At 40.0% G+C, this 6,796-nt stretch carries 7 protein-coding genes and 1 pseudogene; 1 reads left to right on the top strand and 7 read right to left on the bottom strand.

All coding sequences use genetic code 11. The features are described from left to right. Positions 1–111 precede the first annotated feature (111 nt). The 4 genes and pseudogenes from dfrF to DXB15_RS16490 form a co-directional block, all read right to left on the bottom strand. Positions 112–607 (bottom strand): annotated as a pseudogene (gene dfrF / locus DXB15_RS16505) (trimethoprim-resistant dihydrofolate reductase DfrF). Positions 608–1,001: 394 nt separating this feature from the next. Next, positions 1,002–1,148, bottom strand: coding sequence for a helix-turn-helix domain-containing protein (locus tag DXB15_RS16500; RefSeq protein WP_118703534.1), 147 nt, complete (start codon positions 1,146–1,148; stop codon positions 1,002–1,004). A 114-nt stretch (positions 1,149–1,262) separates the two neighbouring features. Further along, positions 1,263–1,610: a hypothetical protein gene (locus DXB15_RS16495; RefSeq protein ID WP_118703533.1), complete on the bottom strand. Its 348-nt coding sequence runs from the start codon at positions 1,608–1,610 to the stop codon at positions 1,263–1,265. A 275-nt stretch (positions 1,611–1,885) separates the two neighbouring features. Continuing rightward, on the bottom strand, positions 1,886–2,461 hold the full coding sequence (locus DXB15_RS16490; protein WP_279233061.1) for a DUF3990 domain-containing protein: 576 nt from the start codon (positions 2,459–2,461) through the stop codon (positions 1,886–1,888). Between the two features lie 383 nt (positions 2,462–2,844). On the opposite strand from DXB15_RS16490, the gene DXB15_RS16485 reads away from it, so the two are divergent. Further along, positions 2,845–3,666 (top strand): formate dehydrogenase accessory sulfurtransferase FdhD, encoded by an 822-nt coding sequence (locus tag DXB15_RS16485; RefSeq protein ID WP_109217042.1) that lies wholly within the window; start codon positions 2,845–2,847, stop codon positions 3,664–3,666. A gap of 433 nt (positions 3,667–4,099) precedes the next feature. On the opposite strand, the gene DXB15_RS16480 is transcribed toward DXB15_RS16485, so the two are convergent. From DXB15_RS16480 to DXB15_RS16470, 3 genes are all read right to left on the bottom strand, one after another. Further along, on the bottom strand, positions 4,100–4,960 hold the full coding sequence (locus DXB15_RS16480; protein WP_118703531.1) for a protein-ADP-ribose hydrolase: 861 nt from the start codon (positions 4,958–4,960) through the stop codon (positions 4,100–4,102). 164 nt (positions 4,961–5,124) lie between these two features. Continuing rightward, positions 5,125–6,045 (bottom strand): SIR2 family NAD-dependent protein deacylase, encoded by a 921-nt coding sequence (locus DXB15_RS16475; RefSeq protein ID WP_243115684.1) that lies wholly within the window; start codon positions 6,043–6,045, stop codon positions 5,125–5,127. 102 nt (positions 6,046–6,147) lie between these two features. Next, complete coding sequence (locus DXB15_RS16470; protein WP_118703530.1) at positions 6,148–6,465, bottom strand: pyridoxamine 5'-phosphate oxidase family protein; 318 nt, start codon at positions 6,463–6,465, stop codon at positions 6,148–6,150. Between the last annotated feature and the right edge of the window lie 331 nt (positions 6,466–6,796).

The following is a 6,796-nucleotide window of genomic DNA, read 5'->3' as shown; positions in this document are numbered from 1 at the left end:
TAAACCGGAATCCCACCGGCTTGACTACACACCCTTAGCTGGGCGCACAACTGGAATTTGTCTTACAACAATTTATATATGCATAAAAAGCAATATATTTATGAAAACACCCTAAATCCAAAATTTACTCAATTCATTTTTTCCTTACATAAAATGTTCTCGTATATTTCACTTCCTCACCAAGTGTTTCCCCTATCAAAACTTCAAAATCATTGATATCAAATTCTGGAAAGAATGTATCTCCATCTTCAATATTTAAATCTACTTCTGTGATATACATTTTATCTACTATTTGCAAAGCTTCCTTAAATAGTCCATATCCACCAGATATGTATACATCTCGTCCTTTAGCCAATAATAATGCATCTTCTAATGATTTAACTGAAACTAAATTATCTCCTTGATACTCTGTTGTGGTGGAAACAACAATATTCATTCTATTAGGCAACGGATGACCGATTTCTTCATAAGACTTTCGCCCCATAATAACCACATTACCCGTTGTTAACTCTCTAAATTGCTTTTGTTCTCCCTTTATTTTCCATGGTATATTACCATTCTTGCCTATAACATTATTCTTTGACCTCGCAACAATCAAACCTATCATCTATTTCATCCTCCATAATATGATGTCGTACCTGTGATTCCATCAAGTGCACCACATCTTAACAAACTCAAAATTATCTCGAACTAACCAGCTCGACAAATTCCTTTTTTGTCTTCATCTGCATTATATCATATTGTTATAAGCATTGCCATTTCTTTTCTGCTTTTGAAAAGTTACTTATCAGCCTATGTTTTGTAAAGGGTGATATTCAGCATTTCTCACGCAACAAGCCCTTGACAAACCATAGACTAATAAGTTTTAAGGTAATCAAGCAGAAATGAAATAGTCTGCTGTTTCACGGCAACAAAAAAGAGATACCAACACACTTATGTAGTATCTCTTAGTCTAGTAGCAATATTCTTTTGTTTGCAAGCAGGTAAACATGGGCTGTTTCTTAATATCTTTTTGTTTGGGAAACACCTGTTTCCCATTTTGATACCGCACGGTCTGTCACATGCAACCGTTCTCCAAGTTCACGCTGTGTCAGTCCTTTTTCTTTTCGACACTCTGCAATAAATCTGCCAATCTGTCTGTTATCCATTTACAGCCATTCCTCTCTATTACACACAAATCTGATTTTACATGTACAAACAACTATGCTTATCAATGTATAAAGATTTCCGCCATATTGTAAAACATTTTACTCTTAAAAAAATCAAATTTGCTTTTTTGACTGCCATAAATATATCATATTGGCTTCTTTTTTGCACTCTACACCTGGTTGATATCCTTTTTTCCTCTTATAAAACATGTTTTTTGATACTTTTTCACTCAAACTGTATCTCTTATTTATACATCTCAAATAAAAAATGCTTTCCGGTATAGCCGACACATACTTTGGATTTCCATGACTGAACTCCCGGGCAATGCCACTGGTTTCAAACAGCTTGAAAAACTCATCCGGATCCCGATGCAGATCATTTACTACATAATCCACCAGATTTGCCATATTGCACATAGCGTCTTCTATATACAGTTCGCTATAAGCATTCTGTTCTCTCACGTTTTCTTTTCCTCCCATATTTTTCCCAGATCAAACACAGTAATTCCTTTTATCTGAATTGCTGTTCCTACTTCTATCACAATATCATTAACAACCAATACTAAAATTTTCTCAATCCTTTATTTTCCGCTATTATTTCGCTCACGCACAATGTCCCTCATATATCTTCCTGAAACATCCGGCTTCTGCCGCAGTTCCTGATACATATTCCGCAATGCTTGATCCCGCTGCAGCCGCTTCATATAATATTCTTTCCACTCTACAACCTCATATCCCTAAAATTCCAGGGCGAAAGCTGCCCGCTGGCTTTTGATCACAATCTGTTCTCCCACGGTTCCCAGCTTCAGTGCCTGCTGTAACTGCGCCAGCGAAATCCTATTATTCAAAAAATCCTTCACAAAGGAGAAATAAGAATCATCTGCACGATATCCGATCACCAGATCCGCAGTCTCCAGGCTCATCAGATAGCGGCTCTGTAAAAAATGAGCACCTGTTCTGGCTTCCTCTGTATCCAGATTCAATTTTCTGTTCGATAACAACACACTGATCCAGATTAGCAGTGCTTCCTCCGTTTCTCCTTTTAAATGAAACACACGCATTCCATCCGTCTCCAGACAATAACGGTTCAAAATACCATCTTTTTCCCGGGGACAAGCCCATTCCCTGGCAAGTTCCGCAGATTCTGAGCAGTAAAAGCCCTGTCCGTAATCGTTATTCTTCTTTCCATATAATACATCCGGATTTTTCATGATCGTTCTTGCAATGGCAATTCTCTGGCGTTCGCCACCGGAAAGTTTACCGCCGATTTCTCCGACTTCCGTATCCATATCAGAAACTATCTTTACAAACATCATTTTTTTGTATTAAAATAAGTACAATAACATCGCAAAAAATCTATTTTATCTCAGTCGAGAAGACTCCCACTTCTGCAAGTGGTGAGTAATAACAAGTCTTTCTCAGTGGGAGTACAATCTCCGACTGAGATAAACGCTCCGCGGGGGCGCACCTTGTCTGGGAGACAATGGTTTTGCGCAGACCGGAACGGAGTGTAGAGTGCAGTGATTCTGAGAAGAATATGTCAGCTTTCGCTGACCAGAATCACGCACCAAGTCTCACGTGCGTTCGACTTGAATATTTAAAAAGAGAGTTTTCTAAGTGATAAAATAACGATAAAAATTGCTCGTGTTAAAAAACACAAATTGAATTTAATAAGGGGATTAAAAAGAATATCATTATGGAAATACAAGATTTATGCACCGCTCAGCCGGCAGTGGAAACACAGGATATGATCTGCTACCGCCCGGAAAGCAACACATTTGAAAAAAAAGAAAAAATCATTCTTCATGAAAATCTGTTATCTGTTTATATTAATGAAGATCTGGCGCTGAAACTGGTCTGTACCATTCAGGATCTGCCGGCACTGGTACTTGGTCATCTGTACACCGAAGGTCGGATTAACGGTGTCGAAGACATTCACAGTATTTACATCTGCCGTGATGGTGTCCGCGCCAGAGTAATGACCACCCGACCACTCGGGGAAATCAAAAAGCCAATTGAAGTCCGCGCCTGTGACTGCGGCGAAGAAGGTATGCTTGGACGCGACCTGCTTTCCGAACAGGATGACGCTGAACCCGTCTCTGTTCTTCCTGACTTTGATTTTGACTACCGCCAGGCTCTTGATCTGATTCAGGCATTTCGTAAAGGTGCCCCACTCCATCAGAAAACTCACGGCATTCACAGCTGTTTTCTGATGTATGAAGGCGAAGTCCGCTATCTGTGTGAAGACATCGGGCGTCATAATGCCTTGGACAAAGCCATCGGAAAAGCACTGATTGACGGACTTGACCTGACAAAATGCCTCCTTTTCTCCAGCGGACGTATTCCAGACGATATGATGGAAAAAGTGATCCGTTCCAGAATACCGGTTTTAGTCAGCAATGGTGCTCCTACCGACCGCGCCGTTGCACTTGCCCGCAAGTATCATGTGACACTTATATGCAGTGCGCATATGGATGCTATGGATATTTTTTCCTCAAAAGAATTTTGGGAAGACTAACATTGTTAGCTTTTATACTTTTCTATAGAAGTTCTGCAAAAACTAATACTGATAGTTTTTATATTTTTACTACAAGACTTTTTGAAAAGCTAACACCGATAGTTTTTATGTATTCCAATAAAAATTCTTAGAAAGCTAATACTGGTAGTTTTTATATTTTTACTTTCAAGTCGAACGCACGTGAGACTTGGTGCGTGATTCTGGTCAGCGAAAGCTGACATATTCTTCTCAGAATCACTGCACATCCCCGCGGAGCGTTTATCTCAGTCGGAGATTGTACTCCCACTGAGAAAGACTTATTATTACTCACCACTTGCAGAAGTGGGAGTCTTCTCGACTGAGATAAAACTTTTTGAAAAGCTAACACTATTAGTCAATATAAAAAGTTAATCTATATAGCTACAACTAAAAACAAAGGTCTCCTAAATATCTGCTAACTATATAAATTTTCCATGCAAAGATATTTCTTATATAGTTCCAGATCAATATCTTTAAACACATTAAAAATCACACGTTCAATGCCGCAGTTTTCATTCTGTGCAAAGAACTGCTCTGTGGTTTCCACCGCAATCTGTGCCGCAATGTCGTTTGGAAAATGAAACTCTCCCGTGGAGATACAGCAAAATGCCACACTGTTGATTTCATGTTCCATGCAGCATTGCAGTACATTACGGTAACAATTCCGCAAATCTTCTTTTAAAGCTTCCGTCAATCTTCCGTACACGATCGGTCCCACTGTATGAATCACATATTTACAAGGTAAATTATATGCTGACGTCAGCGTAGCCGTTCCCGTTGGTTCCTCATACTGTCTGCCAAACCGGATTCTCCGCTGGTTCATAATATGATTACACTCATTTCGAAGTTGCACCCCTGCCGCACTGTGAATCGCATTATCAATGCAGCGATGACATGGCACAAAACAGCCAATCATCTGGGAATTGGCAGCATTTACAATTGCACCAACCTGCAGACGGGTGATATCTCCCTGCCAGATGGACATTCTGTCTGCAAATGACCGCTGACTTTCATATGCATCCTTTACCGTTGGAATTTCCGCCAGCGTCACAATTCCTTTTTCCTTTGCTTCTTCCTGTAAAAATATATCCTGAACTTCCAGAAAATCATCCGAAATACTCCGCGGCATACGGACATTCATCAGAGATCTCACTGCGTTTCTTTTTTCCGTTTCTGAATTACCTACCTGCAAATTTTTATACTGGATAGAATCCTCTTTTAAAGCATCCAGTAAAAAGTCTAACCGTTCCGACTGCAATTTATTTCTCTGTTCCATATGCCTGCTCCTTTCTGCTCCTGAAAAAACTCTGCTGCTTTCACATCATTCTTTTCTATATTTGTATGACCATATGACACTTTCATTGTATTTCAAGAATAACTTTACATTCTAACTGTGAAATACACATCATAAAACACATAGCAAACTTCTTCTACATATCTTTACAGATTCATAGTTTCCAAAATATCCGGAATACTTTTTGCCATATCTGCATTGATTCCAACTTCCCGCTCCTCACAGCTTTCCTGCACAACCGCTTCATTCAGATTCAATCTCACCATAGCACATTGACCATGTTCACGCACCATTTTTTCAAACGGAAAACGTATGATCATCGGTGTATTAAATCCCGTTCCACAGTCAATCAGGCAGAAATTTTTACCAGATTTCAAAGCCTCTCTCAAAAATTTCTGAAACCGTTCATCTGCATCATACCACGCTTCGTCTTCCACAAAATACTGATCGATCCGCAGATTCATATTCATTTTTCCGCCACACACCGGACACTTCGGAACCATATAAAACGGCACTTTGCAATCCCGCCTTGCCTGATCCATCTGCCGAAAACGCGCAACCGCATCATACGTTTTGGCATGGCATCCTTTTGCACACTGAATATGAAAATAATCGCCCTGTGTACAGAAAATCTGTTCCGTCGGGTAGCCTGCTTTTTCCATCTGGCCATCCGCATTTGTACTCAGGCAAAACGATTTTTTCCCCTGTGCCAGTGCGATCAGCTGCCGATACAATCCTGTCACATCCAACTCAATACCGCCAACCATCGCCTGTCGTGACCAGTATCCCCAGTAAGATTCCTCATCCGGATAAGGATAAAAACCGGCACTGTACATGTCCTGCATGTAAGGTCCTGCACCATATTTTTCAATAAATTCACCAAAATTTCCTTTGAAAAAATCGCCACCATACTGCGCACCTGCCGCCGTGGATATTCCAGCACCAAGTCCAAATAAAATATAATCTGCTTCCCGGATCAGCTTTGCTGCTTTTTTGATCTGCTCCTCATATGGTTCTGTTTGAAAAATATAATCCCGCGCCGGGACACCACTCATAAATGTTCTCACCCTGATTCACCTCTTTCATACTTCACATTCGTTATAAAATACTACCACACTACAATTTTCAAAGTTCATTGATCCTGTTTCTCATAGTTCATTTGACACTATCTAAAATCTTGTTTCTCCCGGATAAATCTGTTTCATATATGGATTCTTTTCAAATAAAATATCTAATTTCTCCAAATCGATATTTTTCACTTTACCACGCAATGAGATTGCTTTTTTATCCTTTGTTGCAGACACCGCAATATACTTTTGTTCCATCAGCTGTTGATAAAATGCTTTTCCGCGGGCGGTTAAAAAATAAACACCATCATCCTCATAATGCATCATGTCGATGACACGCGTCTGCGGATGTCCATCTTCACCCAATGTTGCCACTGTCGTTGAATGAAATTCCTCAACCAGCATTTTCAAATATTCCATAACCCCGACACCTTTCTCCTGCTCTGATTTTATCACTAAAATGCCCTATAGAATAGAACAATCTACAGGGCATTTTGTCTTATCGCAACAATTTCATTTATGAATCACTATTAACTGTTTTCGTACAGAATCCGCCAGTAAAGCGGACATCCGCAATCCAATTTTGCTACTTTCTCATGAACATAGTCGCTTTACAACCTGCGTTCAAACTATTCAAGAATGCTCCGGCATTCTTGTTGCGAGGTGCGCGTCATGCAATTGCATGACATACATCAACTGCGCACCTCTGTAATCCTGCCGGAGGCTATATCAGATGGGGGATTGGCTCCCA

Origin of the sequence: Roseburia sp. OM02-15, from assembly GCF_003481835.1 — a bacterium.
Lineage (GTDB): Bacteria > Bacillota > Clostridia > Lachnospirales > Lachnospiraceae > Eubacterium_I > Eubacterium_I ramulus_A.
The sequence above is the reverse complement of the archived record's forward strand: the minus strand, read 5'-3'. Positions and strand labels throughout refer to the sequence as shown.

Bases quoted from the DNA above. Each gene is read 5' to 3' on its own strand.
- DXB15_RS16500 (WP_118703534.1), bottom strand. From the start codon at position 1,148: ATGGATAACAGACAGATTGGCAGATTTATTGCAGAGTGTCGAAAAGAA.
- DXB15_RS16490 (WP_279233061.1), bottom strand. From the start codon at position 2,461: ATGTTTGTAAAGATAGTTTCTGATATGGATACGGAAGTCGGAGAAATC.
- DXB15_RS16485 (WP_109217042.1), top strand. From the start codon at position 2,845: ATGGAAATACAAGATTTATGCACCGCTCAGCCGGCAGTGGAAACACAG.
- DXB15_RS16480 (WP_118703531.1), bottom strand. From the start codon at position 4,960: ATGGAACAGAGAAATAAATTGCAGTCGGAACGGTTAGACTTTTTACTG.
- DXB15_RS16470 (WP_118703530.1), bottom strand. From the start codon at position 6,465: ATGGAATATTTGAAAATGCTGGTTGAGGAATTTCATTCAACGACAGTG.